Source organism: Variovorax sp. OAS795, assembly GCF_040546685.1.
GTDB lineage: Bacteria > Pseudomonadota > Gammaproteobacteria > Burkholderiales > Burkholderiaceae_C > Variovorax.
Genome location: NZ_JBEPOH010000001.1, coordinates 1,109,576 through 1,135,431, shown reverse-complemented (window position 1 = coordinate 1,135,431; position 25,856 = coordinate 1,109,576). Strand labels below are relative to the sequence as shown.

The 25,856-nt window shown below is 65.7% G+C and carries 20 protein-coding genes and 2 tRNA genes; 3 read left to right on the top strand and 19 right to left on the bottom strand.

What is annotated here, in order from left to right:
* Positions 1 to 50: 50 nt before the first annotated feature.
* Positions 51 to 2,216: a LamG-like jellyroll fold domain-containing protein gene (locus ABID97_RS05415; protein ID WP_354397514.1), complete on the bottom strand. Its 2,166-nt coding sequence runs from the start codon at positions 2,214 to 2,216 to the stop codon at positions 51 to 53.
* 242 nt (positions 2,217 to 2,458) lie between these two features.
* On the opposite strand from ABID97_RS05415, the gene ABID97_RS05410 reads away from it, so the two are divergent.
* The gene (locus ABID97_RS05410; RefSeq protein ID WP_354397513.1) at positions 2,459 to 3,811 is read left to right on the top strand and encodes a hypothetical protein; all 1,353 of its coding nucleotides are present in this window, start codon (positions 2,459 to 2,461) and stop codon (positions 3,809 to 3,811) included.
* Here ABID97_RS05410 and ABID97_RS05405 read toward each other — a convergent pair.
* A complete protein-coding gene (locus ABID97_RS05405) occupies positions 3,802 to 4,911 on the bottom strand; it encodes a mechanosensitive ion channel family protein (protein ID WP_354397512.1) in 1,110 nt (369 codons plus the stop codon). The two genes, ABID97_RS05410 and ABID97_RS05405, sit on opposite strands and share 10 nt — an antisense overlap.
* A gap of 111 nt (positions 4,912 to 5,022) precedes the next feature.
* Positions 5,023 to 5,229 (bottom strand): hypothetical protein, encoded by a 207-nt coding sequence (locus ABID97_RS05400; protein WP_354397511.1) that lies wholly within the window; start codon positions 5,227 to 5,229, stop codon positions 5,023 to 5,025.
* A gap of 174 nt (positions 5,230 to 5,403) precedes the next feature.
* On the opposite strand from ABID97_RS05400, the gene ABID97_RS05395 reads away from it, so the two are divergent.
* Positions 5,404 to 6,087, top strand: a complete 684-nt coding sequence (locus ABID97_RS05395) for a class I SAM-dependent methyltransferase (RefSeq protein ID WP_354397510.1) — start codon at positions 5,404 to 5,406, stop codon at positions 6,085 to 6,087.
* A gap of 133 nt (positions 6,088 to 6,220) precedes the next feature.
* Positions 6,221 to 6,490, top strand: a complete 270-nt coding sequence (locus ABID97_RS05390; protein WP_354397509.1) for a hypothetical protein — start codon at positions 6,221 to 6,223, stop codon at positions 6,488 to 6,490.
* A gap of 52 nt (positions 6,491 to 6,542) precedes the next feature.
* Here the strand turns inward: ABID97_RS05390 and ABID97_RS05385 are convergent, their stop codons facing one another.
* The 16 genes from ABID97_RS05385 to ABID97_RS05310 form a co-directional block, all read right to left on the bottom strand.
* Complete coding sequence (locus ABID97_RS05385; RefSeq protein ID WP_503012805.1) at positions 6,543 to 7,205, bottom strand: dienelactone hydrolase family protein; 663 nt, start codon at positions 7,203 to 7,205, stop codon at positions 6,543 to 6,545.
* A gap of 223 nt (positions 7,206 to 7,428) precedes the next feature.
* Positions 7,429 to 7,504, bottom strand: a tRNA-Phe gene (locus tag ABID97_RS05380).
* A gap of 18 nt (positions 7,505 to 7,522) precedes the next feature.
* A complete protein-coding gene (locus tag ABID97_RS05375; protein WP_028258534.1) occupies positions 7,523 to 8,224 on the bottom strand; it encodes a response regulator in 702 nt (233 codons plus the stop codon).
* 90 nt (positions 8,225 to 8,314) lie between these two features.
* Positions 8,315 to 10,645: a sensor histidine kinase gene (locus ABID97_RS05370; RefSeq protein WP_354397507.1), complete on the bottom strand. Its 2,331-nt coding sequence runs from the start codon at positions 10,643 to 10,645 to the stop codon at positions 8,315 to 8,317.
* Positions 10,642 to 11,289: a DUF4390 domain-containing protein gene (locus ABID97_RS05365; RefSeq protein ID WP_354397506.1), complete on the bottom strand. Its 648-nt coding sequence runs from the start codon at positions 11,287 to 11,289 to the stop codon at positions 10,642 to 10,644. Before ABID97_RS05365 ends, ABID97_RS05370 begins: the two co-directional genes overlap by 4 nt.
* A complete protein-coding gene (rsmB, locus tag ABID97_RS05360) occupies positions 11,270 to 12,598 on the bottom strand; it encodes a 16S rRNA (cytosine(967)-C(5))-methyltransferase RsmB (protein ID WP_503012804.1) in 1,329 nt (442 codons plus the stop codon). The genes ABID97_RS05365 and rsmB overlap by 20 nt, the downstream gene beginning before the upstream one ends.
* Positions 12,599 to 12,735: 137 nt before the next feature.
* Positions 12,736 to 13,359 (bottom strand): LemA family protein, encoded by a 624-nt coding sequence (locus ABID97_RS05355; RefSeq protein WP_354397504.1) that lies wholly within the window; start codon positions 13,357 to 13,359, stop codon positions 12,736 to 12,738.
* A 101-nt stretch (positions 13,360 to 13,460) separates the two neighbouring features.
* Positions 13,461 to 17,690 carry a DNA-directed RNA polymerase subunit beta' gene (gene rpoC, locus ABID97_RS05350; RefSeq protein WP_354397503.1) on the bottom strand — a complete coding sequence of 1,410 codons (4,230 nt, stop codon included), beginning with the start codon at positions 17,688 to 17,690 and terminating at the stop codon, positions 13,461 to 13,463.
* Between the two features lie 20 nt (positions 17,691 to 17,710).
* Positions 17,711 to 21,835, bottom strand: coding sequence for a DNA-directed RNA polymerase subunit beta (gene rpoB / locus ABID97_RS05345; RefSeq protein WP_354397502.1), 4,125 nt, complete (start codon positions 21,833 to 21,835; stop codon positions 17,711 to 17,713).
* 294 nt (positions 21,836 to 22,129) lie between these two features.
* Positions 22,130 to 22,504: a 50S ribosomal protein L7/L12 gene (gene rplL / locus ABID97_RS05340; RefSeq protein WP_055801198.1), complete on the bottom strand. Its 375-nt coding sequence runs from the start codon at positions 22,502 to 22,504 to the stop codon at positions 22,130 to 22,132.
* Positions 22,505 to 22,547: 43 nt separating this feature from the next.
* On the bottom strand, positions 22,548 to 23,081 hold the full coding sequence (gene rplJ, locus ABID97_RS05335; protein WP_354397501.1) for a 50S ribosomal protein L10: 534 nt from the start codon (positions 23,079 to 23,081) through the stop codon (positions 22,548 to 22,550).
* Positions 23,082 to 23,337: 256 nt separating this feature from the next.
* On the bottom strand, positions 23,338 to 24,036 hold the full coding sequence (gene rplA / locus ABID97_RS05330; RefSeq protein ID WP_028258526.1) for a 50S ribosomal protein L1: 699 nt from the start codon (positions 24,034 to 24,036) through the stop codon (positions 23,338 to 23,340).
* Complete coding sequence (rplK, locus tag ABID97_RS05325; protein ID WP_055801191.1) at positions 24,037 to 24,468, bottom strand: 50S ribosomal protein L11; 432 nt, start codon at positions 24,466 to 24,468, stop codon at positions 24,037 to 24,039.
* Between the two features lie 134 nt (positions 24,469 to 24,602).
* On the bottom strand, positions 24,603 to 25,214 hold the full coding sequence (gene nusG, locus ABID97_RS05320) for a transcription termination/antitermination protein NusG (protein WP_354397500.1): 612 nt from the start codon (positions 25,212 to 25,214) through the stop codon (positions 24,603 to 24,605).
* Complete coding sequence (gene secE, locus ABID97_RS05315; RefSeq protein WP_354397499.1) at positions 25,215 to 25,598, bottom strand: preprotein translocase subunit SecE; 384 nt, start codon at positions 25,596 to 25,598, stop codon at positions 25,215 to 25,217.
* Between the two features lie 170 nt (positions 25,599 to 25,768).
* A tRNA-Trp gene (locus ABID97_RS05310) sits at positions 25,769 to 25,844 on the bottom strand.
* Between the last annotated feature and the right edge of the window lie 12 nt (positions 25,845 to 25,856).

Sequence of the window (25,856 nt, the reverse complement as noted above, 5' to 3'; positions counted from 1 at the left end):
TCAAACCCAATCCGGATGAACACCGGATACAACCTATTGAAGCTTCACAGCTAGGCCGCAAGCGAGGCGATCTCCGCCGCCGTCAATGCGCCATGGTAGATGCGGAAGTCGTCGAGCCGCCCACGCAGGTACGGATCGGCCGGATACTGCGAGCGGCCTAGAAAATTCTGCGTGGTCTCGCCAAGATCGAACGGGGCCAGCGTCATCTGCGCGTTGCTGCCGGCCACCGCGCCATCGACGTACAGCGTGCCGAGCGCCCCTGACAAGGTCACCGCCACGTGCACCCAGCGGCCGGTGGGCAGCGGCGCCGAACCCTCGATCATCTGGGTGTTGTAGCCATGCACGGTGGTGATGGCATAGCGCACCTTGCCTGCGCCGCTGCGTGGCGTGAGCATCATGTAGCGGCGTTGGCCCGAGCCGAAATCGAACACGCGCGACCAGGTGGAAATGGCGTCCAGGTACACGCGGCAGGCGATCGTGAAGTCCGCCAGGTTCTTCACCGGCGCGGCCGGAAGGCTGGCGTCGTCTGCGGCGCTCGCGAAGTTGAGCTGCATCAGCAGTTCGGCCTTGATGGCCGCGCGCACTTCCGTGGAAGGAGCGCTCTCGCCGCCCGCGTTCACCGCCACCACCACGTAGTGCCACACCTCTCCGGCGCTGACGCCGTTGTCGATGAAGGTGAGCGTGTCGGTGATGCCCGAACTCACCGTGGCATAGGGACCGCCCGCGTTGGCGGCGCGCTTGACGGTGTAGCTCAGCGCACCGGTGCTGCCCCACCACGACAGATCGACCTGCGCGCCACGCACATGCGCCGTGAGTCCGCGCGGCGCGACGAGCGTCGCGATCGGGTCGCGCGTGTAGGTCAGCGTTCCGAAGCCCAGCTGGTCGCCGTTGCTGCCGTCGTTTTCGGGGCGCATCTGGATGGCCTGCAACAACGTGTAGGGCGTGGCGATCCCGAGCCGGTTCGCATAGTGGTTGTAGACGCTTTCCCAGATGCCGCGCTGGTGCCCCAGGGCGCCAGTCGACAGCACGTCCTGCGTTCCCTGCTTGTTGATGTTGGTGAAGAACGGCACGGTGTAGAAGTTGCCGGAGAGGTCGCGAAGATTGGACTTGGCGACGTACTCGGCACCGGCCAGGAAGCGGTTGTTCTCGTAGCCGTACACGTCGTCGCCCTGGTTCCAGGCCATCTCGCAGAACACGCCCGCCAGGCCGATGCCCAGGGTGCAATGGCCCTGGTCGCGGCCGCTCTCCTGCCACTGGCCGAGGTAGCCCGGATGCACGTGGTAGACCGCCTGCAGGCCGGCCCCGTTGCCCTGGCCTGCCTTGTAGTAGCCCAGGGCCTCGTCGTAGAGGTCCTGCCGGTCGCACAGCACGCCGATGGCCAGGATCGAGGCCAGCGTGCACTGGTCCCAGTTGGCCCAGTAGTTGGTGATCTCGGCGCCATTGTGGTTGACCAGGAAGCTGTGGTTGAGCGGATAGAACACCGCGAGCATCATGTTCTGGAAGCGCGCGAAGTCGCTGGCCACCCAGCCCGGATAGGTGCGCATGATCTCGGCCGCGTTCGCGAACTGGTGGCCGTAGATGCCGGCCGCCAGGAAGCGGTCCGCGTTGCCCTCGATCGACGTCAGCGTGGACGACCACGCGTTGAGGAAGACGACCGCCAGGTCGGCATATCGCGTGTCCTCCGACACCTTCCAGCGCAGTGCGAGTTGATAGGCGCGCGCGATGTCGATGTACATCTGCGCAAAGTTCTGGTTGTCGCCGCCGCGAATCACGGTGGCAAGCGGCCGGGGCGTGGCGCCGAGCTGCGAACGGCCGTTGGCTTTCAACCGGTTCCAGCCATCGAGCCAGGGCTGCGCATTGGCCGCGACCTTGGCACGCATGCGTTCGAAGTCGGCATCGGTGTGAAGGAGGCCGGGGTGTACGAACTTCCGCGATGTCGCAGGGGCAGGCACCGGCTCGTTCACGGGATCGGTGGCGACATTGGGCGTGGGATCGCGCGCGGAATTGGGCGCCGCCACGGACGCGGCCGAAGCGTCCTGCGGGGCCGCCGCGGACACCCCGCCGACGTTTCCAGCCACACCGCCGCCGATTCCACCACCCCCTCCTCCGCCGCCACCTCCACAGCCGCTCGTGCCGAGCGCAACCAGGCTGACCGCGCCCATGCAGAAGGTGCGGCGGTCCAGGGGAATCTTGTTGTCGTTGTCTTGTGGATGCATGTCGAAGAAGTGATGGTTAGAAATTGTTTCAGCAACATGCATGCCAAATTGCGATTGAATTCTTTTCCATTCGCCGGAAGCGCTGGCTGGACGCTGCGGTGCGCCGCCTGTGCGCCGCACATGACATTCGGCGTCACATCCAGGTGCCGATGACGCAAGAATGTCAGTTGCCGTCGTAGAGTGGCCGGCAGTTGCTGTCTCTGTTTCGAACCGATTTGACTCACCACCTCGACGCTCTTCTCATGGAGGCCCTGCGCACGGCACCGCGCAGGTACCTGATGCCGGCCTTGCCGCACAGCACAGAGGCGGCGGTGGAAGGCGGCGCGACCACTGCGCTGGCGTTTGCGATCGAAGCTGCCCGTCTCGCGAAGGAGCGGCATCAACCGCCGCCGGCGCACGCCCAGGAGATGTTCACCCGCGCGCTGTCGCAGTTGATCCTGCAGGCGCTCGACCCTGACGGCGGCGACCCGGCCTTCCAGGCGTCGGTGCTGCAGGCACAGGAAGCTTCGGTCCACGAACACGTGCAGCTTCGCAAGACGCGCGCAGCCGATCAGCGTGCGGTGCGAATGGCGACCGATGCCGTTGCGCATCCGGGCAAGCTGCGACGCATGCCGGCCGGCGCCGCGCGCGAGGCGCTCGCTCCGCTGCACGGTCTCGCGGCAGCGGGTTCATGGGCCGAGCTGGCGCGAGCCATCGAACAGGTGCTCGGGCAGCACATAGCCGAACCGCAGGGGCGCCCCCCGCTGCAGGCCATCTTGTCCGGCACGGCGCTGGCGCGACTGCTGCGCGGCGATGCGTTGCTCGCACTCGAGGTCGTGCGGCGCTACCTGGCGCTCTGCGAACGGCGCGGGCCGCTGGCCGGCAGCCATGCCGCCGCTGCCGACGGGCGCACGTCGGCGCGCGAGGGCGAGCGTGCCGAGCAGGCCGGGTCCGAGGCGTTCCACCAGATTGCAGGCCTGCTGAATGAACGCCGGCCACAAGGCACGGCGGCCTATCGCGTGGTACGCAACCTCCGAACACCGCGCGGCTTTCCGGGTGCAGCGAGCAAGGCAAAGGAAGAGTGGGATGCCGCCCTGCTGCGAAGCGCGCCGGGCGCGGCGGCCGAGCTGATCCTGCTCGCGGAAATCAAGGCCTCTTCCGCTGCGGCGACGTCGGATCTCCCACGCCTGCTGCGCGGCTTGCGGCGGCTCGCACAGGCAAGCGCCGAAACCGCATACGCCTTTGCATCGGCCGATGGCGCGGCACGCATCCTCGGCTCATCGCTGCACCGGCTCGAGCCCCTCGGCCATTCGTTGCCGCCGCACGTGTTCTATTGCTGCCCTGCAGCGGCCGAGCCTCCGCCGCAGGTGTTGAGCGCCGCGACCAAGGCCGTGCTGCTTGCCGAGCCCGCGAGCCTCGCCTTTGCGCAGCAGGTGGCGCGCGGTGAAGCAGCGCCGCCGCATGCGGCGCTTGCGCCGGCATGGCATTCCCTCTTCACTGCATCGCGCCTGCGTGCCGCGTTGCACCAGTACGAAACGGCGGCCATGGCGCGGGCCGCCATGCTGCATCCGGACGACCTGCTGGCCGCCGCGAACCGGAGCCTGCGTCAGTCCTGAGTGGCCAGTTCCCTCGCCACCGCGCGGCGGCCTTCGGTGGGCGCAACGTACAAGGCCTGGGTCGGAATCGCGAGCTCGACGCCGAGCGATTCGAACTCGCGCATCATCTGCAGGTTCAGCCGCTGCTGCTCGTCCATGTAGAGGCCGTAGTCCGCGCTCTTGACGAAGTAGACGACCTCGAAGTCGAGCGAGCTTTGGCCGAAGGCCTGGAAGTGCACACGGTCCAGCCGCAGCGATGGCCGCGATTCGATCAGGCGCTTCACGATGCCGGGAATGGCTTCGAGCTTCTCGGGCGCGCTGCGATAGCTCATGCCGAACTTGAACGCAATGCGCCGCTCGTTCATGCGGCGATAGTTCTTCACCACCTGCTTGAGCAGGTCGGTGTTGCTGATGACGATCTGCTCGCCGGTCAGGCTGCGCAGCCGCGTGGTCTTGAGGCCGATGTGCTCCACCGTTCCCGACAGGTCGCCGATGCCGATGGCATCGCCCACTTCGAAGGGCTTGTCGACCGCGATCGCGAGCGACGCGAAGAGGTCGCCGAGGATGTTCTGCACCGCGAGCGCAATGGCAACGCCGCCCACGCCGAGGCTGGCCACGAACGCGGTGATGTTGACCCCCATGTTCGAGAGCACCGCCAGCAGCACCACCGCCCATAGCAGTGTGCGCAGCGACCACGACAGCAGCACGGCCGACGCGCTGACCTGCGTCATGCCGGCGGAGGTATGGCGCGCCTCGTAGCGGCGCAGCCCGAGGCTGATGGCCTTGGTGAGCCACAGGCCCGTCTGCAGCGCGAGCGCTATGAACCACAGTTGCCCGACGCGCTGGTTCCAGCGCTCCGACAGATCGAGCAGGCCAACGCCGACCAGCAGTGCGGCAAGCAGCAGGAACACACGGTTGGTGCTGCCCAGCACGTCGACCACGGTGTCGTCGATGCGGTTGCCCGTGTGCGCTGCGATTTTTCGCATGCGCTCGATCACGTAGCGCAGCACCAGCCGCATGGCCAGGTAGGCCGCGAGTGCCGCCGCGATGGCCAGTGCCAGGTCGGTCGCGGGCAGCCCCAGCAGCGTTGCGTCGGAGAGGGTGGCGATCGTCTGGTTCATTCGCCGGCGGCCTTTCTTGCGCCGGAAGGGAGTCGTGAGTGGGTCATGGGGTTCCTTGCAGTCAATGTGCAGGCGCGTGGCGCGGGCCATGCGCAGTGGGTAACAGGGGCCTCAGGCATCGCCGACGTTCACGGTCACCGTGCCGGTACCGTCGCAGCCGGGGCAAGAACTGCCGCCGGCCCGGCCCGAGCCGCCGCAGCGGGGACAGATGCCGTCGGCCGTCTGCGGCGTGCCAGGCGGTGCCTCGTCGTCCGCATGGCCCTTGCGGGCTGGGACGTTGGGCGGGGGTGGCGTGGAAGGCGGGATCTTCTGGGTCATCATGAAAACGCCCCGGAGCGCGTTCTTTTCTCAGCCACGTTTTTCCGGCAATCGCATGCCGACCCCGCGTCAGCGAAGGCGCCGCGGTGGCGTCCGCACGCACCGGGCATCCGGTTTGCCCCGATTCCCGGATGCGCAACCTGGCGGTCTATGCCCCACCCTGGAACTGAAAAGATGACGGACAGCAGAGCCCGGCCCAGCGGCCACCGCGCGAGCCGTGGAAATGAACGCTCGCCGCTGGAGCCGCCGGTGTCGGAAGCAGGCGTCGCCCGCACCTATGACCGGCTCGCGCCGCTGTACGACACGCTGTTCGGCCAGGTGCTGGAACCCGGGCGCAAGCGCATGGCAGAGCTTGTTCGCACCTTGCAGCCGGCCTCGCTGCTCGAGGTCGGCGTCGGCACCGGGCTGGCGCTGGGCGGGTATCCGGCCGAATGCAGGATCGTCGGGATCGACCTCTCCCACGACATGCTCGAGCGCGCCCGCGAGCGCGCTGCCGCGCTGCCGCAACACCACATTGCCATCGAGCACATGAATGCCGAGCGCATGCGTTTTCCCGATGGCGCATTCGACTGCGTCACCTTGCCCTACGTGCTGTCGGTGACGCCGCGGCCCGCCGAGCTCGTGCGCGAAGTGCGGCGGGTGTGCAAAGCCGAGGGAACCATCATCGTGCTCAATCACTTCAGTGGCAGCCGGCTGTGGTGGCTCCTGGAGCGGGCCGTCCGCTCCGCCGCCGAGCACGTGGGGTTCCGATCCGACTTCCGCTACGAGGAGCAGATACTTGCCCACGACTGGCAGGTGCTCGGAGTCGAGCCGGTCAATCTTTTCGGGCTTTCGAAGCTGGTGGTTCTGCGCAACTGAAGGGACCCGGCCGCACGCATTCGATTGATTGCGCACCATCCACCACGCGCATGCATTGCGCGATGTGCGGCAAAAGTTGCCGCACATGCGCAGCGCACCGGCGCAACGCACATCCACGCAAGGAGCCCATGCCATGACCAGCAAACAGTTTGAAACGCCGCATCCGGCACCTCACGCCAAGGCCTCCGGGAAGCCGACGGACCTGGACCTGGAACGCTTCACGTCGTGCTATGCGGCATGGAAAGAAGCCACCGTCGACTTCGAGCACGCGATCCAGCGGATGCGCGGCGGCGATGCGGCCGCGCGGACCGAGGCACAGGACATCGCGCGCGAACTGGCGCGGCTGCACCACGAGTTCATGGAGTCTTCGCAACCCTATTTCCACGCGTCGAAGGAAAGCTAGGCGCAATGCGCGCAGAGCTGCGCCGAGGATAGAAGGTGTTCGGGCGATTTGCTCATGTCGCACGCCTGGATGGATCGAGATGACGCTTGAACCAATCGCGCGCCAGGATGGAAACGGCGCCGAGCGCGTCGGGCTCCTCGAACAGGTGCGTTGCGCCGGGCACCAGCGACAGGCGCTTTTCGCTTTTCAGCGCCGCGAGTGCCTGCCAGTTCATGTCGATCACCGGTCCGTCGTTGCCGCCGACGATCAACAGCGTGGGAGCGCGCACGCGTTCCAGCGCAGGCCCGGCCAGATCCGGACGACCGCCGCGGGACACCACTGCAGCGACCGCATCGGGCCGCTCGGCGGCGGCCACCAGCGCGGCACCGGCACCGGTGCTGGCGCCGAAATAGCCGATAGGAAGGCCCGCCGTGGGCTCATGCACGCGCAGCCAGTCAGTCAGCGCGGCGAGCCGGTCGGCAAGCAAGCCGATGTCGAAACGCAGTTCGCGCGTACGTTCGTCGACGGCTTCCTCGTCGGGGGTCAACAGATCGACCAGCATCGTCGCGAGCTTCGCCTCATTGAGGTGCTCGGCAACCTGCCGGTTGCGCGGACTCAGGCGGCTGCTGCCGCTCCCATGCGCAAACAGCACCACGCCGCGCGCCGCGCCGGGCAAGCTCAGATCGGCCTCGAGCGAGGCGTCGCCTACGCGGACCCGAAGCGCCCGCTGTTCGATCTCGAATGTCATTTCGGCTTCCTTGCGCGAGCGGCGTACTGAGCGCCTCGCGCATGGGCCACTCTATTTTCCGGCCGCGCGTTTTGTGTAGGGTGACGCCCACATCGGCGTAGGTGAAGCGAGGCGTTGCAACTTGATGGAAGGCGAACCCGAACGGCCATGCGCACGGGCCCAAAAAGCAGAAAAGCCCTTGATCCAGGAGAGGATCAAGGGCTTGGCAATTTGGTGGCCTGGGGCGGAATCGAACCACCGACACGCGGATTTTCAATCCGCTGCTCTACCAACTGAGCTACCGGGCCTTGGTGTGCAGCCTTAAATTATACAGCGCTTCTGCGGCCTCTCGAAAGATCGACGCCAAGTTGTTTGAGCTTGCGGTAGAGATGGGTGCGTTCCAGCCCGGTCTTCTCGGCCACGCGGGTCATGGAGCCGTTCTCCATGGCCAGGTGGAACTCGAAGTAGGCCTTCTCGAAGCCGTCGCGTGCATCGCGCAGCGGGCGGTCCAGGTCGAAGCTCTGGGTCGATTGCGGACCGGCATCGGGTACCGGCACGGAAGCGAGCGAGGCGAGCAGCAGGCTGTCGCCGGTGGTGGTGATCGCGGCCGAAGGGTTGACGCCCGCTGCGGGGGGCACCACGCCCGCGGCCGCGCGCCTTGCGCTTTCGCGGGCGAGCCCCTGCTCCACCGCCTTGAGCAGCTTCTGCAGCGTGATGGGTTTTTCGAGGAACGCGAAGGCGCCGATGCGGGTGGCGTCGACGGCCGTATCGATGGTGGCGTGGCCGCTCATCATGATGACGGGCATGCTCAGGAGGCCGGCGGTGGACCATTCCTTGAGCAGCGTGACGCCGTCGGTGTCGGGCATCCAGATGTCGAGCAGCACGAGGTCGGGACGTGCGCGCTGCCGCGCGGCGCGTGCCTCGGCGGCGTTTTCGGCGAGCTCCACGTTGTGGCCTTCGTCATTGAGAATTTCGAAGAGCAGGTCCCGAATACCCAGCTCGTCATCGACCACGAGAATGTTTGCCATGAGTGCTGCTTGTCTTGTGCGCTGGTATCTGAATGGTGTGTAGGGTCCGCCAGCCTATCCATCGACTGGGCGCAACGGATTCTTTCGCGCTCAGGCGGCGGAAGACTTCGAATCTTCGGTGTGAGCGACCGCTGCGTGCGACTCGCCTGCCAGCGCGAATGATAGCGAGACTTGCGCCCCTGCTACAGCCCCATCGACAACGCGGTTGGAAAGCTCGATGCGGGCACCGTGCTCGTCCGCGATCTTCTTGACCACGGCCAGCCCCAAACCGGTACCTTTTGTTTTCGTGGTCACGTAGGGTTCGAAGGCGCGCTTGAGGATGTTTTCGGCAAAGCCGGGCCCGCTGTCCTGCACCGTGAGGCGCACCCGCTGGCCCGAATCGCCCAGGCGGGTGCGGATGACGACCTCGCCGGCCCGGCCGGTGCTGTTGGCGGCGGCCTCGGCCGCGTCCTGCGCGTTCTGCAGCAAATTGTGGATGACCTGGCGGATCTGCTGCGCGTCGCCGCGGATGGGCGGGCAGCGCTCGTCCAGTTCGGAGCGCAAGGCGATGGGCGCGTTCTCGGCGCTGTAGAGCTGGAGCACGTCGACCAGCAGCGCGTTGAGGTCGATGGCCTTGAGATCGGCCGCGGGCAGGCGCGCATAGTCGCGAAATTCGTTGACCAGGCGCTTCATCGCGTCGACCTGGTCGACGATGGTCTTGACGGACTTAACGAGGATGGCCTGCTCGGGCGGCGCGACCTTGCCTGAGAGCTTCATTTCGAGCCGCTCGGCCGAGAGCTGGATGGGTGTCAGCGGATTCTTGATTTCGTGCGCGAGGCGGCGCGCGACTTCGCCCCAGGCCTGTGCGCGCTGGGCCGACACGATCTCGGAGATGTCGTCGAACACCAGCAGCCGCGCCGCGCCGGGCAGTTCCGCGCCCCGCGCGACGATGTTGATGGCGCTGTCCTGCTGCGGCAGGTCCATGCCGGTGGCGTGCAGTTCGAAGGCGTGCTGCCAGTGGTCGAGCCCGTGCTGCAGGCGCTCGACCTGGAACTCGTCGAACTGCTGCTGCACGCTGGTGCCGAAGTCGGCCAGCCCCGGGACCTCGGCGAGCGGCATTCCCTCGTAGGCTGCCAGCGGGGCGCGCAGCACGCGGGTGGCGCCGGGGTTGGTGGACAGGATGGTGCCCTTGACATCGAGCACGATCACGCCCGAGGTCAGGTTGTCCAGGATGGTCTGCAGGTTGGCGCGGGCGGCGTCGAGCTGGCCCATGGTCTTTTCGACGGCGCCGCGGGCATCGGCCAGCTGCTGGGTCATGACGGCGAACGAACGCGTGAGGCCGCCCAGCTCGTCTTTTCCCTGCAGCACGGTGGTCGGCCGCAGGTCGCCGGCGGCCACCTGGCGCACGCCGTCCGCCAGCACCAGCAGCGGTCGCGCCAGCTGGTTGCCGAACAGCACCGCCAGCAGCACGGCGCCGAACACGGCCAGGAACAGGCTCAGCGTGAGGGTGCCGATGTACATGCGCCTGAGGCCTTCGCGGGCCAGCGCACGCTCCTGGTATTCGCGGTTGGCCTCCTGCACCGCGAGGGCGTTGGCCACCACCGCAGGTGGCAGCGGCTGCGTCACCTGCAAGAAGCGCGGTGCGGTGTCGAAGTCGAAGCCCGGGCGCTGCACCATGGCCAGCGCACGCACGCTGGCGGGAGGAAGGGTGGCGCCCGGCGGCGCCGTTTCGTCCAGGCCTTCGATGTGGGCGATGGCGCGGTCGGCCCGCACCTGCCGCAGCTGCTGGATGGTCGGGCGCTCGGGGTTGAGCTGGAAGCGCGACGTGCCGGCGCTGGCCACGAGCTGGCCGGTGCCGGTCCAGAGCACCACGTCGGAGGCCTGGAGCTGGTCGCGGATGCGCTCGAGGGCGAGGCCGGCGCTGGCATCGGGCACCTGCACCAGCTGGGCGCTGGCCGCGCGCGTCTTGGCGGCCAAATCATCGGTGAGCGAATCGAGCGTGGCACGGCCCAGGTTCAGGCCCGCGTCGAGCGCGCCCTCCACCTTGACGTCGAACCAGCTTTCGATCGACCGCGCGACGAACTGGTAGGACACCACGTAGACCAGCGCGCCGGGCACCACGCCCACCAGCGCGAAGATGGCCGCCAGCTTGATGAGCAGGCGGCTGCCGAACTTGCCCTGGCGCAGCCGCCGCAACAGGCGGAACGCGACCCAGCCGATCACCAGCACCAGCAGCACCGCCACCACCACGTTGATGCCGAAGAGGCGCACGTAGTAGCGCTCGTACAGCGCACGGTTGTTGGTGGCCTGCGCCAGCAGGAACATCAGCACCAGGCCGATGGCCGTGACCAGCGCGGCGCCCACGCCGATGGCCCAGCGCATCGCGCGCGCGCGGCGCGCGGCCGGCGTGGCCGCTGCGCCGCTGCGCGGCTTGGTGCTCACCGCTGCTTCTCCAGCGCCAGCTTGGCGTTGCGCTCGACGACGATGTTCCAGTCGGCCTGCCCGACGACCCCGATCTGGAAGGGGCGGGGCAGCTGCGAGGTGTCGAGCCGGAAGCGGAACACGACCTGGTGCGTGGGCTCGTCGCCGATCTCGGCCGCATCGCCCAGCCGCAGCCGGCCGATGCGCTTGACCGCGTCCATGGCGTCGGCCAGGCTGTCGAAGTTCTGGTTCAGCGAGACGCCGAAGCCCGCGGTGCCGGTGATCGGCACGGGCGACACATTGAGCCGCCAGCGCCGCGTGAGCGGCTGGTAGGCAAGCCGCATGTGGCGCGTGACCTGCGCCACCTTGCGGTCGGTCCAGTACCAGCGTTCCTGGAAAACCTCGGCCTCGGCCACGAAGTAGATGGCGATGCCCTTGTCGAGCACCTCCTCCACCAGCGATGGCAGCTCGAATTGGACGGCCGCGGTCAGGTAGACCCCGTCGTCGGCCTGCTCGAGCCGCATCTGGGTCACCGCCGGCGCGACGCGGCCCTGCGCGGCCGCGGAAAGGGGCAGCACGCCCAGCAGCAGCACGCAGGCCATCAGCAGTGCCGCCAATGCCGCGGCGGCACGCCGCACGCGAGGCTCAGTGCGGGCGTTTTTCAAGCAGGGCGTAGAAGAATCCGTCGTGGTCACCTGAGGGATTGTCCGGGACGGCGCGGGCATTCGCCCCGCTTTGGGGAAGCAAATGGCCTGGCGACGCCTGCAATCGCGCGTCGGTGTTGTGCGCAAGAAACGCGTCGATTTGCTGCGTTCCTTCTTCCCGGAACACGGAACAGGTGCAATAGAGCAGCCGGCCGCCGGGCCTGACCAGCGGCCAGAGCGCCGCCAGCAAGGCCGCCTGCTGGACCGCGAGCTGGCCCGTATCGCTCTCGCGGCGCAGCCAGCGCACGTCCGGATGGCGCCGCACGATGCCCGAGGCCGTGCAGGGCGCATCGAGCAGGATGGCGTCGAAGGGCGTGCCGTCCCACCATGTGGATGGCCGTGAGGCGTCGGCCACCACCACCTTGGCGGACAGGCCGAGCCGCGCCAGCGTCTCGTCGATGCGGCGGCTGCGCACCGCGTCGACCTCCAGCGCCGTCACATCGATGGCACCCGGCCCGGCCAGCTCCAGCAGGTGCGCGGTCTTGCCGCCGGGTGCCGCGCAGGCGTCGAGCACCCGCAGCGGGCCCGCGCCGGCCGCGGGAAGCAGGCCTTCGAGCAGGAGCGGCGCGGCCAACTGGGCGGCCGCGTCCTGCACCGAACACTCGCCGTCGGCAAAGCCCGGCAGCTGCTGCACCGGGCGAGCGCGCGCCAGCTGCAGGCCGGCCGCGCCCACGCGCACCGCCGAGAGGCCCACCGCCTCCAGCGCCAGCAGGTAGGCGGGAACGGTGGTCTTCTGCAAATTGACCCGCAGGGTCATGGGCGCCTGCGCGTTGTCGGCCGCGAGCACGCGCTGCCAGTCGCGCGGATGGTCGCGCTTGAGGCGCTCGATCCACCAGCGCGGGTGGTTCCACTGCGCGACCGGTTCGGCGTCGGTCGCAGCCACGAGCTCGTCGCGTTCGCGCAGGAACCGGCGCAGGCAGGCATTGATGAAACTGGCCTGCGCGCGCGTGGCCGGGTTGCGCTTGGCCGCCTCGACCGCCTGGTCGACCAGCGTGAAGGGCTCGTACGGCGAATGCTGCGCATCCCAGGCCAGCGCCAGGGCGGTGCACAGCAAGGCGTCGGGCAGCGGCGGCGGCGTGCGCTTGGCAAGATGCCGGCGCAGCGCCTCGGCGCGGCCCAGCCAGCGCAGCACCTGGAAGCCGAGCGCCTGCACGCCCGGCCGCATGGCGGGTTCCACGGCTTCGAACGCGACGGTGCCCGAGCTGCCGGCGCGAATCGACGCCAGCGCCACGGCAGTCAGCTGCAGCTGGCGCCATAGCGGCGGTTGCAGCAAGGGAGCGGCGCTGCCGCCTGGAGGATCGGTAGATAGTTCTGGCAAGTTGAGGCGATGGTAACGGGCCGGCAATGCACCGAGCCGCGCGGATCAAGAAAGAAGAAGGCGTTCGCCGACAAATTGAAGAAACATCTTCAGAGCAAGGGGGCGGCCGGACGCAATCGCACCATCCATGCCACCAGCAAGGCCGGGAACTGGACGATGGCGGCGTTGTATTGCGCCACTGCCAGGTTGAACTGGCTGCGCGCAATCTCGGCCGCGGCCGAAGGCTCGGGCCAGGCGATGGGCTCGGCGGCGCCGGCCGATGCGGCCCCTGCCCCGCCGGCGGCACCGCTCGGCAGCAGCGGCGCGGGCCGCGACAGCGTGCCGTCGGCGTCGAAGACCGTCACCGCGTCCGGGTGCTGGCGCTGCCATGCGGAAACCAGCACCTGCAGCGCCGTGGCCAGCGCTGCCATACCGCCCGGATCGAGCGGATGCAGCCGGGTCGCGCCAAGCAACGTGGCGAGCTGGGTCGCGGCGGCCTTCAGTGGGGCCACCGACGAAGAATGGGTCGGCGACGGTGCATCTCTTTCAGGCACCGCGGCCGCAATGCTGGCCTGGACGAAGTCCAGTTGCTTGCGCAGCGCGGCGTCCAGCGTGGCATAGGCCTGGAGCACGGCGGCGCGCAGCCGCACCAGCCTGTTGTAGGCCCCCACGAACCAGAACAACAGCACCGCAGCGACGATCCAGCCGGGCAGCGAATCGGGCAAGGCACTCATCTGCAAGAACACTTCATGGATTCGACTCAAAGAAAAACGCCCCCCGACCGGATTCGGTCGGGGGGCGTTGGATACCGGTCATGGCCGGTGATGCTACCGAGTTATTCGGACGCGGCGCCCTCGCTGGCGTCGGCCGTGCTCGAAACATCGCTGGTCGAACCGGCCAGCTCTGCAGCTTCCGATTCGGCGATGGCGCGGCGCTCGGCCTCGTCCATCTGGTCCTTGACCTTGCGTGCCTGGTGGTACGCCATGCCGGTGCCCGCGGGGATCAGGCGGCCGACGATGACGTTTTCCTTCAGGCCGCGCAGCTCGTCGCGCTTGCCCATGATCGCGGCTTCGGTCAGCACGCGCGTCGTTTCCTGGAACGACGCAGCCGAGATGAACGAGTCGGTCGAGAGCGAAGCCTTCGTGATACCCAGCAGCAGGTTGGTGAACGTGGCGGGCAGCTTGTCTTCGGCGCGCAGGGCGTCGTTGGTGTTGAGCATCTCGCTGCGTTCGACCTGTTCACCCGCGATGTAGCTGGTGTCGCCCGGGTTCTCGACCACGACGCGGCGCAGCATCTGGCGAACGATCACCTCGATGTGCTTGTCGTTGATCTTCACGCCCTGCAAACGGTACACGTCCTGCACTTCGTCCACGATGTAGCGCGCGAGTTCTTCCGAACCCAGCAGGCGCAGGATGTCCTGCGGATCCGCCGGGCCGTCGACCACGCTTTCGCCCTTGTTCACCACCTGGCCTTCGTGCACCAGGATGTTCTTTTCCTTCGGCACGAGGTCTTCGTAGACGCCGCCTTCCGGATCGGTGATCTGCAGGCGGATCTTGCCCTTGGTCTCCTTGCCGAACGACACGGTACCGGTCATCTCGGCCAGCATGCCCTTGTCCTTCGGCGAACGCGCCTCGAACAGCTCGGCAACGCGCGGCAGACCGCCGGTGATGTCGCGGGTCTTCTGGCCTTCGACCGGAATACGCGCCAGCACTTCGCCGGGGCCCACGTCCTGGCCGTCGCGGATCTGCACCAGGGCGCCGATCGGGAAGCCGATCGTCACCGAGTGGTCGGTGCCCGGGATCTTCACTTCGGCGCCGGAGGCGTCGATGAGCTTCACCTGCGGACGCACGACCTTGGCAGCGCCGCGGCGCTTCGGATCGATCACGACCAGGGTCGACAGACCCGTCACTTCGTCCACCTGCTTCGCAACCGTGAGGCCTTCCTCGACGTTCTCGAACTGCGTCTTGCCGGCGAACTCGGTGATGATGGGGCGCGTCAGCGGATCCCAGTTGGCGAGCACGTGGCCGGCCTTGATCTGCTGGTCGGCCTTGACCGCCAGGATCGCGCCGTACGGCACCTTGTGGCGCTCGCGCTCGCGGCCATGCTCGTCATGGATGACGATCTCGCCCGAACGTGCAATCACCACCAGTTCGTTCTTGCTGTTGGTCACGTAGCGCATCGTGGCGTTGAAGCCGATCGTGCCGTTGGACTTGGCTTCGACGCTCGAGGCCACCGCCGCACGCGATGCCGCGCCGCCGATGTGGAACGTACGCATCGTGAGCTGCGTGCCGGGTTCGCCGATCGACTGCGCCGCGATCACACCGACGGCTTCGCCGATGTTGATCAGGCCGCCGCGGCCCAGGTCGCGCCCGTAGCATGTCGCGCAAATGCCGAAGCGCGTCTCGCAGGTCAGCGCGGTGCGGACCTTGACTTCGTCGACGCCCTGGGCTTCCAGGAACTCGATGTTGTCTTCGTCGAACATCTCGCCGGCCTTGAGCAGCACCGAACGGTTCTCCGGGTGAAGCACGTCGTCCGCGGCCGAGCGGCCGAGGATACGGTCGCGCAGCGACTCGATCACTTCACCGCCTTCGACGATGGCGCGCATCAGGTAGCCGCCGTGCGTGCCGCAGTCCTGCTCGGTCACCACCAGGTCTTGCGTCACGTCGACCAGGCGGCGGGTCAGGTAACCCGAGTTCGCGGTCTTCAGTGCCGTGTCGGCCAGGCCCTTGCGGGCGCCGTGGGTGGAGATGAAGTACTCCAGCACGTTCAGGCCTTCGCGGAAGTTCGCGGTGATGGGCGTCTCGATGATCGAGCCATCGGGCTTGGCCATCAGGCCACGCATGCCGGCCACCTGGCGAATCTGCGCCGCCGAACCGCGGGCGCCGGAGTCGGCCATCATGTAGATGGAGTTGAAGGACTCCTGCTCCACTTCGTTGCCGTGGCGGTCGATGACCTTCTGCTTGGACAGCTTGGACATCATGACCTTCGACACTTCGTCGCCGGCCTTGCCCCAGATGTCCACCACCTTGTTGTAGCGCTCGCCGGAGGTCACGAGGCCCGAGACGTACTGCTGCTCGATCTCCTTCACTTCCTTGGCCGAGCGCTCGATGATGCCGTGCTTTTCAGCAGGCACCAGCATGTCGTCGATCGCGATCGAAATGCCGGCCTTGGTCGCGAGGCGGAAGCCGTTCTGCAGCAGCTTGTCGGCGAACACCACGGTCTCCTTGAGGCCGCACTTGCGGAACGAGACGTTGATGAGCTTGGAGATTTCCTTCTTCTTCAGCGCCTTGTTGATGTTCGAGAACGGCAGGCCCTTGGGCAGGATCTCGGACAGCAGCGCACGGCCCACGGTGGTGTCCACCAGCGACGTGGACGGCGTGAACTCGCCCGTTTCCTTGTCCTTGGTGTACTCCGTGATGCGCACTGCCACCTTGGCGGTCAGCTCGACTTCGTTGGCGTCGAGCGCACGCTGCACTTCACCGATATCGGAGAAGATCAGGCCCTCGCCCTTGCCGTTGATGCGGTCGCGGGTCGTGTAGTAAAGACCCAGCACCACGTCCTGCGAAGGAACGATCGACGGTTCGCCCGAAGCCGGGAACAGCACGTTGTTGGAGGCCAGCATCAGCGTGCGGGCTTCCATCTGCGCTTCCACCGACAGCGGCACGTGGACGGCCATCTGGTCGCCGTCGAAGTCGGCGTTGAACGCCGCGCAAACCAGCGGGTGCAGCTGGATCGCCTTGCCTTCGATCAGGATCGGCTCGAACGCCTGGATGCCCAAACGGTGCAGCGTAGGCGCACGGTTCAGCATGACCGGGTGTTCCTTGATCACTTCTTCCAGGATGTCCCAGACCACCGGCGTGCCGGATTCGACTTCCTTCTTGGCAGCCTTGATCGTGGTCGCGATGCCCATGGCTTCGAGGCGCGAGAAGATGAAGGGCTTGAACAGCTCGAGCGCCATCAGCTTCGGCAGGCCGCACTGGTGCAGCTTGAGCGTCGGGCCCACCACGATGACCGAACGGCCCGAGTAGTCGACGCGCTTGCCCAGCAGATTCTGGCGGAAGCGGCCGCTCTTGCCCTTGATCATGTCGGCCAAGGACTTGAGTGCGCGCTTATTCGCACCGGTCATTGCCTTGCCGCGACGGCCGTTGTCGAGCAGCGAGTCGACAGCCTCTTGCAGCATCCGCTTTTCATTGCGAGCAATGATTTCCGGAGCCTTGAGTTCCAGCAGACGACGCAGGCGCGAGTTGCGGTTGATCACACGCCTGTACAGGTCGTTCAGGTCGGAGGTCGCAAAGCGGCCGCCGTCCAGCGGCACCAGCGGACGCAGGTCCGGCGGCAGCACCGGCAGCACGTCCAGCACCATCCACTCGGGCTTGATGCCCGACTTGCGGAAGGCCTCGAGCACCTTCAGGCGCTTGGAGTTCTTCTTGACCTTGACTTCGGAGCCGGTCAGGTCGCCGCGCAGGCGTTCGATCTCGCTGTCGAGTTCGATGCCTTCGAGCAGGTCCTTGATGCCTTCGGCGCCCATCTTGGCGACGAACTCGTCGCCGTATTCCTTGCGCTTGGCGTCATAGTCGTCCTCGGACATGATGCCGAACTTCTTCAGCGGGGTCATGCCGGGGTCGGTGATCACGTAGGCTTCGAAGTACAGCACGCGTTCGATGTCGCGCAGCGTCATGTCGAGCACGAGGCCCAGGCGCGACGGCAGCGACTTCAGGAACCAGATGTGCGCGCAGGGCGCGGCCAGGTCGATGTGGCCCATGCGCTCGCGGCGCACCTTGGTCTGCGTGACTTCAACGCCGCACTTCTCGCAGATCACGCCGCGGTGCTTCAGGCGCTTGTACTTGCCGCACAGGCACTCGTAGTCCTTGATGGGGCCGAAGATCTTGGCGCAGAAGAGACCGTCGCGCTCGGGCTTGAACGTGCGGTAGTTGATCGTCTCTGGCTTCTTCACCTCGCCGAAAGACCACGAACGGATCTTCTCGGGCGAAGCCATGCCGATCTTGATGGCATCGAAATGCTCATCGGGTGTGAACTGCTTGAACAGGTCGAGTAGCGATTTCATGTGACTCTTTCCTCTTCTGATTACGAACGCTCGAGCTCGATGTCGAGACCCAGCGAACGGATTTCCTTGACCAGCACGTTGAACGATTCCGGCATGCCGGCTTCGATCGTGTGTTCGCCCTTGACGATGCTTTCGTACACCTTGGTACGGCCTTGCACGTCGTCGGATTTCACGGTCAGCATTTCCTGCAGGACGTAGGCGGCGCCATAGGCTTCCAGCGCCCAAACTTCCATCTCACCGAAACGCTGGCCGCCGAACTGGGCCTTGCCGCCCAGCGGCTGCTGCGTGACCAGCGAGTACGGGCCGGTCGAGCGGGCGTGCATCTTGTCGTCCACCAGGTGGTGCAGCTTCAAGAAGTGCATGTAGCCCACGGTGACGGGACGCTCGAACTGGTCGCCGGTGCGGCCGTCGTACAGGTAGGCCTGCGTGCGGGTGTCGGTCAGGCCCTTGAGCTTGGCGATGTCGTCCGGATAGGCGAGCTTCAGCATGCCGCGGATTTCTTCTTCCGAGGCACCGTCGAACACCGGCGTCGCGAAGGTCGCGCCGCTGGAGAGGTTCTCCGCCATCTCGAGCAGGTCGGTGTCGCTCAGCTTGCCGAGGTCTTCCTTGCGGCCCGAGCCGTTGTACAGCTGTTCCATGAACTTGCGCAGCTCGGCCACCTTGGCTTCTTGCTGCAGCAGGTCGCCGATGCGCTGGCCGATGCCCTTGCCGGCCCAGCCCAGGTGCACTTCGAGCACCTGGCCCACGTTCATCCGCGAAGGCACGCCCAGCGGATTCAGGCAGATGTCGCACGGCGTGCCGTCGGCCATGTGGGGCATGTCTTCGACCGGAACGATCTTGGACACCACACCCTTGTTGCCGTGGCGGCCGGCCATCTTGTCGCCGGGCTGCAGGCGGCGCTTGACGGCCAGGTAGACCTTGACCATCTTGAGCACGCCCGCGGGCAGCTCGTCGCCCTGCGTGAGCTTCTTGCGCTTTTCTTCGAACGCGAGGTCGAAGCTGTGGCGCGTCTGCTCGAGCGAGTTCTTGATGCTTTCGAGCTGCGAAGCCACTTCGTCGTCCGCCGGGCGGATGTCGAACCAGTGGAACTTCTCGACCGACGACAGGTAGGCCTTGTCGAGCTTGGTGCCCTTGGCCAGCTTGTTCGGGCCGCCGTTGGCGACCTTGCCCGTCAGCAGCTTCTCGATACGGTCGAACGCGTCGGCTTCGACGATGCGAAGCTGGTCGTTCAGGTCGAGGCGGAAGCGCTTGAGCTCGTCGTCGATGATCTGCTGGGCGCGCTTGTCGCGCGTGATGCCTTCGCGGGTGAACACCTGCACGTCGATCACCGTGCCTTGCGAGCCCTGGTCCACGCGCAGCGAGGTGTCCTTCACGTCGGAAGCCTTCTCGCCGAAGATGGCGCGAAGCAGCTTCTCTTCAGGCGTCAGCGTGGTCTCGCCCTTCGGCGTGACCTTGCCCACCAGCGTGTCGCCCGGCTGCACTTCGGCGCCGACATAGATGATGCCGGATTCGTCCAGGCGGTTGAGCTGCTGCTCGGCCAGGTTCGGGATGTCGCGCGTGATTTCTTCGGCGCCCAGCTTGGTGTCGCGCGCCATCACCACCAGTTCCTCGATGTGGATCGAGGTGTAGCGGTCTTCGGCGACCACGCGTTCGGAGATCAGGATCGAGTCTTCGAAGTTGTAGCCGTTCCACGGCATGAACGCGATCAGCATGTTCTGTCCGAGGGCCAGCTCGCCGAGGTCGGTCGATGCGCCGTCGGCCACCACGTCGCCCTTGGCGATCTTGTCGCCGCGCTTGACGATCGGACGCTGGTGGATGTTGGTGTTCTGGTTCGAACGCTGATACTTGATCAGGTTGTAGATGTCCACACCGACTTCACCGGCTGCCGCTTCGGCGTCGTTCACGCGCACCACGATGCGGGTCGCGTCGACGTAGTCGACGATACCGCCGCGGGTGGCCGTGACCACGGTGCCCGAGTCGACCGCGGAAACGCGCTCGATGCCGGTACCGACGATCGGCTTCTCGGGGCGCAGCACAGGCACGGCCTGGCGCTGCATGTTGGCGCCCATCAGCGCGCGGTTCGCATCGTCGTGCTCCAGGAACGGCACGAGCGAAGCGGCCACCGACACGATCTGCGCGGGCGACACGTCCATGTACTGGACGCGTTCCGCGCCCACCAGGATCGATTCGCCGGCTTCACGCGCGGAGACCAGGTCGCCGGTCAGCTTGCCGTCCTTGTCCAGCACTGCATTGGCCTGGGCGATGACGTACTTGCCTTCCTCGATGGCCGACAGGTAGTCGATGTCCATCGTGACCTTGCTGTCGACCACGCGGCGGTACGGCGTCTCGATGAAGCCGTATTCGTTCAGGCGGGCGTACAGGGCCAGCGAGTTGATCAGGCCGATGTTCGGGCCTTCGGGCGTTTCGATCGGGCACACGCGGCCATAGTGGGTCACGTGCACGTCGCGCACTTCGAAGCCTGCACGTTCACGCGTCAAACCGCCCGGGCCAAGAGCCGACACGCGGCGCTTGTGGGTGATTTCGGACAGCGGGTTCGTCTGGTCCATGAACTGCGACAGCTGCGAAGCGCCGAAGAATTCCTTCAGCGCGGCCGAGATCGGCTTGCTGTTGATCAGGTCGTGTGGCATCAGCGGCTCTTGCTCCGCTTGGCCCAGGCGTTCCTTCACGGCCTTTTCGATACGCGCCAGGCCGGTGCGGTACTGGTTCTCGGCCAGTTCACCGACGCAACGCACGCGGCGGTTGCCCAGGTGGTCGATGTCGTCGACTTCGCCGTTGCCGTTGCGCAGGTCCACGAGGATCTTGACCACGGCCAGGATGTCTTCGTTGGTCAGCACCATCGGGCCGGTCGACTCGTCGCGGCCGACCTTGGCATTGAACTTCATGCGGCCGACGCGCGACAGGTCGTACGTGTCCGGGTTGTAGAACAGGCGCTGGAACAGGGCCTGCACCGCGTCTTCCGTCGGCGGCTCGCCGGGACGCATCATGCGGTAGATGGCCACGCGGGCAGCGAACTCGTCCACCGTCTCGTCGATGCGCAGGGTCTGCGAGATGTACGCGCCCTGGTCGAGTTCGTTGGTGTAGATGACCTGGATGTCCTGCACGCCGGCCGTGCGCAGCTTCTTCAGCAGCGCTTCGGTCAGTTCGTCGTTGGCCTTGGCCAGGATTTCGCCGGAGTCGGCGTCCACGATGTTGCGGGCGATGACGCGGCCCACCAGGAAGTCTTCCGGCACGCTGATGTGCGTGGTTTCCGACTGCTCCAGTTCACGCGTGTGGCGCGCGGTGACGCGCTTGTCCTTGGCGACCACGACCTTGCCCGACTTGTCGGTGATGTCGAAGCGCGCGACTTCGCCGCGCAGGCGCTCGGGAACGAATTCCATCTGCGCGCCGCTGTCCATCAGGCGGAAGTTGTCGTTCACGAAGAAGTTCGCGAGGATCGATTCCGGATTCAGGCCGATGGCCTTCAGCAGGATCGTGACCGGCATCTTGCGGCGGCGGTCGACGCGGAAGTACAGCATGTCCTTCGGGTCGAACTCGAAGTCCAGCCACGAGCCGCGGTAGGGAATCACGCGGGCCGAGAACAGGAGCTTGCCCGAGCTGTGCGTCTTGCCCTTGTCGTGCTCGAAGAACACGCCCGGCGAACGGTGCAGCTGCGAGACGATCACGCGCTCGGTGCCGTTGATGATGAAGGAACCCTTTTCGGTCATGAGCGGCACTTCGCCCATGTAGACCTCTTGTTCCTTCACTTCCTTGACCACCTTCGACTGCGACGTCGACGACTCGCGGTCATAGATGATGAGCTGGACCTTGGCGCGCACGGCCGAGGCGAACGTCAGGCCACGGGTCTGACATTCGCGCACGTCGAAGGCGGGCTTCGCAAGGTTGTACTCGAGGAACTTCATCTCGACAAAACCGTTGTGCGAGACGATCGGGAACGCGGCGTCGAACGCGGCCTGCAGGCCTTCGACGGTGCGTTGTTTGGGAGGAATGCCAGCTTGCAGGAACGCGGTGTACGCGTCTTTCTGCATCTGCAGCAGGTAGGGGATTTCTACGACGCTGTCGCGATTGCCGAAACTTTTTCGGATGCGCTTGCGTTCGGTGTAACTGTACGCGGACGATTGGGCCATGAGAGCTCCGGAGCTTGAGATCTTCAGCGACTTGTCAGCAGTGCCGAGGCACCACTGCTTGGCGGCTGGCCACTACCAGCCGTTGGCGGACAGCGATGCGTTGCACATCGCCCGAACCAAGGGGTCTTCTGCAGTCGGGGTCAGAAGACACTCAAAAATCGTCTCGTTTTGACTTTTCCGTCGACCTGGAGGTCTCCGGGTAAGCCGGCAACGAGCCGCCTTTTGGGTGCGCTCTGAAAGCGGCAAAGGCTGGAGGGCCTTTTCAGGCACCTCCAGCCCTCTAGGGGGTCTGAATTACTTCAGTTCCACCTTGGCGCCAGCGTCTTCCAGCTTCTTCTTGGCGGCTTCGGCGTCAGCCTTCGACAGGCCTTCCTTGACAGCCTTGGGAGCGGCTTCCACCAGGTCCTTGGCTTCCTTGAGGCCCAGGCCGGTGATTTCGCGAACGGCCTTGATCGCCGACACCTTGTTCGCGCCTGCATCCATCAGCATGACGTTGAACTCGGTCTGCTCTTCGACCACGGCTGCAGCAGCGCCGCCGCCAGCAGCGGGAGCCGACATTGCTGCGGCGCTCACGCCGAACTTCTCTTCGATGGCTTTCACCAGGTCGTTGAGTTCCAGGACCGTCATGCTGTCGAGCGCGGTCAGAAATGCGTCTTTATCGAATGCCATTTTTGTTTCCTAACAATTGGGTTGAATACTTCAAACGCAAGGCTCAGGCGGCCTGCGCTTCTGCCGGTGCATCGGCGGGTGCAGCTTCGCCACCACCGCGCTTCTCGGCCAGCGCCGCGAGCACGCGGGCGGTACGAGAGATCGGGGATTGCATCAAGCCCAGCAATTGCGCCAGCAGCACTTCCTTGGAAGGGATGTTGGCCAGTTGCTTCACGCCGTTCACGTCCAGGGCCTTGCCGCCGAATGCGCCGCCGCGAATCACCAACTTGTCGTTGGTCTTCGCGAAATCGGCCACCACCTTGGCGGCGGCCACTGCGTCTTCGGAAAAGCCATAGATCAGCGGACCGGTCATCTGGTCGCCAACAATCTCAAACGCGCTACCAGCAACAGCACGGCGTGCCAGCGTGTTCTTCAACACGCTGAGGGTCACGCCCTTGCTGCGAGCTTCGCTGCGCAGTTTGGTCATATCGGCCACCGAGATGCCACGGTATTCCGCCATCACGAGCGTTTGAGCTTTAGCGGCGAGGCTGGTCACATCACTGATGACCGCTTCTTTCTCACTGCGATTCAGACTCAAGGTCTACTCCTTTTAATGCGACCTTCGGCCGGGGCCTCGGATCGCGCTTCATGCAGCGACCAACTGTTTCGGAACAAAAACAAATTCCTTGCAGTGGGGTCGCCATCTGCGCTGGATACCGGAAGGATCGATCCGGCGATTAAGTGCAGCGCCCTGCACACCAGCGGTCTTGGATGGCTCGCGGCAACCGGAGCTGCCGCGACCCACCACATTCGCCCCGCCCCTCACCGTGAAGTCAGGGGCGGAGCCAATCTCTTCAGCTCGCCGAGATGGTCTGCGTGTCGACGCGGACACCCAGGCCCATGGTCGACGACACAGCCACCTTGCGCAGGTAGACACCCTTGCTGGTCGCCGGCTTGGCCTTGACCAGGGCGTCGATCAGCGCAGCGAGGTTGCCCTGCAGCTTGTCGTTGTCGAACGAGCGGCGGCCGATCGTGCCGTGCACGATGCCGGCCTTGTCGACGCGGAACTGGACCTGGCCAGCCTTGGCGTTCTTCACGGCCGTGGCGACGTCCGGGGTCACCGTGCCAACCTTGGGGTTGGGCATCAGGCCGCGCGGGCCGAGGATCTGGCCGAGCGTACCGACCACGCGCATCGCGTCGGGGGCAGCGATCACGACGTCGAAAGGCATGTCGCCAGCCTTGACCATGGCAGCCAGGTCGTCCATGCCGACGATGTCGGCGCCGGCGGCCTTGGCTTCTTCAGCCTTGGCGCCCTGGGCGAACACGGCCACGCGCTTGGTCTTGCCGGTGCCGTTGGGCAGCACGACGGCGCCACGCACGACCTGGTCAGACTTCTTCGCGTCGATGCCGAGCTGCACGGCCACGTCGATCGATTCGTCGAACTTGGCGGTGGCGGCTTCCTTCACGATGCCGATGGCGTCAGAGAGGGGGTACAGCTTGTTGCTGTCGACCTTGCCTGCCAGCGCTTTTTGCTTCTTGGTGATCTTGGCCATTTACACGCCCTCCACATTCACGCCCATCGAACGGGCAGAGCCGGCGATGGTGCGAACTGCTGCGTCCAGGTCGGCTGCAGTCAGGTCCTTCATCTTGGCCTTGGCAATTTCCTCGAGCTGTGCGCGCGTGATCTTGCCGACCTTGTCGGTGTGCGGACGGGCCGAGCCCTTGTCCAGCTTGATGGCCTTCTTGATCAAGGTGATCGCCGGCGGCGTCTTGATGATGAAGGTGAAGCTCTTGTCAGCGAACGCGGTGATGACCACCGGCAGCGGCAGACCAGGCTCGACGCTCTGGGTCTGCGCGTTGAACGCCTTGCAGAACTCCATGATGTTCAAACCACGCTGGCCCAGTGCGGGACCGATGGGTGGTGACGGGTTGGCCTTACCAGCTGGTACTTGCAGCTTGATGAAGCCGACGATTTTTTTCGCCATGCTTTGCTCCTTGCGGGTGATATCGCCTTGGCTCTCGCCGCAGCTCCCCGGGGTTTGACGACTCTTCGATCAAGGCCGCGCGCCGAGTCGGACAACGCGCAGCCGGAAATGGTTCCGGTCCGAAGACCGGCGGCTCAGGTCTTCTCGACCTGGCTGAATTCGAGCTCCACGGGCGTCGCGCGGCCGAAGATCATGACCGACACACTGACCTTGCTCTTCTCGTAGTTGACTTCTTCGACCGTGCCGTTGAAGTCGGTGAACGGGCCTTCCTTGACGCGCACGAATTCGCCGACGGTGAACTCGACCTTGTGGCGCGGCTTCTCGGTGCCCTGCTGCATCTGGTTGACGATGTCCTCGACCTCTTTCTGGGAGATCGGGGCCGGACGGTTCTTGGCGCCGCCCACGAAGCCCGTCACCTTGTTGGTGTGCTTCACCAGGTGCCAGCTCTCGTCGTCCATGATCATCTCGACCAGCACGTAGCCCGGGAAGAAGCGGCGCTCGGTGGTGCGCTTCTGGCCGTTCTTGATCTCGACCACTTCTTCGGTCGGGACCAGGATGCGGCCGAACTTGTCCTGCATGCCGGCACGGTTGATGCGCTCGGTGATGTTGCGCTCGACGGCCTTCTCCATGCCCGAATAGGCATGCACCACGTACCAACGCAGATCGGGGTTGGCGGCGGGAGCCAGCAGGGAAGTGTTTTCTTCTTCCGTGCCCGCTGGGGTGGTATCAACTGCGTCGTCGGTCATTTATTTTCTCCAGCCCAGAATGAGGTCGAAAAACACCCATTCGAGCGTCTTGTCGGTGAGCCAGAGGAAGACGGACATGATCGCCACGAAGGCGAACACATAGGCCGTCATCTGCATCGCTTCCTTGCGGGTCGGCCAGACGACCTTCTTGACCTCGCGCCACGAATCGCGGCCAAAGGCCCAGAGCTGGCGACCATTCTCCGAACTGCCGAAGGCACCCACGGCCGCGGCCAGGCCGACCAGCAGCGCAGCCCATTGCACCAGCGAGCCCTTGCCCGCCAGCAGGTAGAACGCCACGATGGCGCCTACCGCAAGCGCCACCGCCGCAGCCAGCTTGGCTTTGTCGGCACCCGTGCTCACGGTTTCGATTTGAGAAGTGGCCATGTTCGGCTGATTTCCTGTGGCCTTTCGGCCTTCAATTCAATGCGCCTTTTTGAGACGCCGAAGCCCATCGGGTCACGATGGGCTTTTTTGCCTTCCATCGGGTCACCGATGGGGCTTTTTTTGCCTACCGCCGGGTCATCGGCGGGGCTTTTTCGGAGGTGCCACCTAGGTGGCAGGGGCAGTAGGAATCGAACCTACAACCTTCGGTTTTGGAGACCGACGCTCTGCCAATTGAGCTATACCCCTCCGGTACTCTTT